Origin of the sequence: Flavobacterium odoriferum (assembly GCF_025499515.1) — a bacterium.
Taxonomy (GTDB): Bacteria; Bacteroidota; Bacteroidia; order Flavobacteriales; family Flavobacteriaceae; genus Flavobacterium; species Flavobacterium odoriferum.
Map to the genome: position 1 here is coordinate 1 of NZ_JAMKFA010000038.1, position 1,521 is coordinate 1,521.

Here is a 1,521-nt window from a genome sequence, read left to right on the forward strand (position 1 = left end):
TCTGCATCAACAAGTTATTGTGATGGATCGGTAACCAATATTACATTGAGTAGTACAATTCCAGGTACGACTTATACGTGGAATGCTTTGTCATCAAATTTAGATACTACATTGGTATTTAGTGGTAGTGGTAGTACAATTTCTCAGACATTAGATTTAGTAAATAATTTGAATGTAGGTTTTGTTACTTACAGCGTTACTCCCTTTGCAAATGGTTGTTCAGGAACACCACAACAGATAACGATTTATGCTAATCCGATTCCAGAGATGACGGCTTCTCCAACGTTAAGCGAAATATGTTCAGGGGATACAGCACATATTGATTTTACAAGTAATATTTCAGGAGTTAGTTATAGTTGGACATTTTCGGCAACAGGAGTAACAGGTGCAAGCAATGGAAGTGGAACTAGCATCGATCAGGTATTAACTTCTTCAGATGCTACCACAGGAGGTTTTGTAATTTATACGATTACTCCCGAATTGAATGGCTGTTTAGGCACATCAGTTACAGTTCAAGTAGATGTAAAACCACGTCCAGAGTTTTTTGGTACTATTCCAACGACAATTTTATGTAGTGGCGAAACCACAAACATTGGACTAAGTGCTTCAATAACAGGAACTAATTTTGAGTGGACGGTTGTAAGTAGCAATGTTACAGGGGCAAGCGATGGCTCAGGAATTGCAATAGTACAAACATTGGAAGCTCCAAGTGTAACAGGAACTGCGGTTTACACAGTTGTACCAGTATTAAACGGATGTTATGGCTCACCAATTACGGTAACAGTAACTGTAAATCCATTACCAAAACCAGTATTAGAAGATGGTACATTGTGTATTATTCAAGCTACAGGCGAGGTATATCAAACCTATACCTTAAACACAGGATTATCAGCAACGGGATATAGTTTTGATTGGTATTTTAATGGAGGATTAATCGCAGGAGCAAACGCACCAACATATACAGCAGATGAAGTAGGATTATATTCCGTAATTGTTACCAATACAACCACAACTTGTGAATCGGAAGAAGTTTTTGCTACAGTAGATTTTGTTAATCCAGCCACATCATTTAGCACAGTAGTTACAGAAGCCTTTACCAATAATGCTACAATCACAGTAAGCGTTCCTGATGGAACAGGAACCTTGTTGTATCAATTAGACGAAGGTGCTTATCAAGAGTCGAACGTATTTACAGGTGTAAGCGCAGGTGAACACACTGTAACAGTAATCGATACAGAAGGTTGTACATTTATGACCCAAACGGTATTGGTAATAGATTACCCAAAATACTTCACACCAAATGGCGATGGACATAACGATACTTGGAATATCATCGGGATGAATCAAGCGGATGCGAAGTTGTATATTTTTGATAGATATGGAAAACTCATCAAGCAAATAAGTCCTTCATCAGGCAGTGATGGTTGGGATGGAACCTACAATGGTCAACAACTACCATCAACCGACTACTGGTTTTCATTAGACTACACAGAAAATGGAGCTGCAAAACAATTTAAAGCG

The 1,521-nt window shown here is 38.3% G+C and carries 1 protein-coding gene; it reads left to right on the top strand.

Translation table 11 applies throughout. From position 1 onward, the window contains the following. Window positions 1–1,521, top strand: a 1,521-nt coding sequence (locus M9Q43_RS14025; RefSeq protein WP_262319486.1) for a T9SS type B sorting domain-containing protein, incomplete at both ends; no start/stop codon positions are given.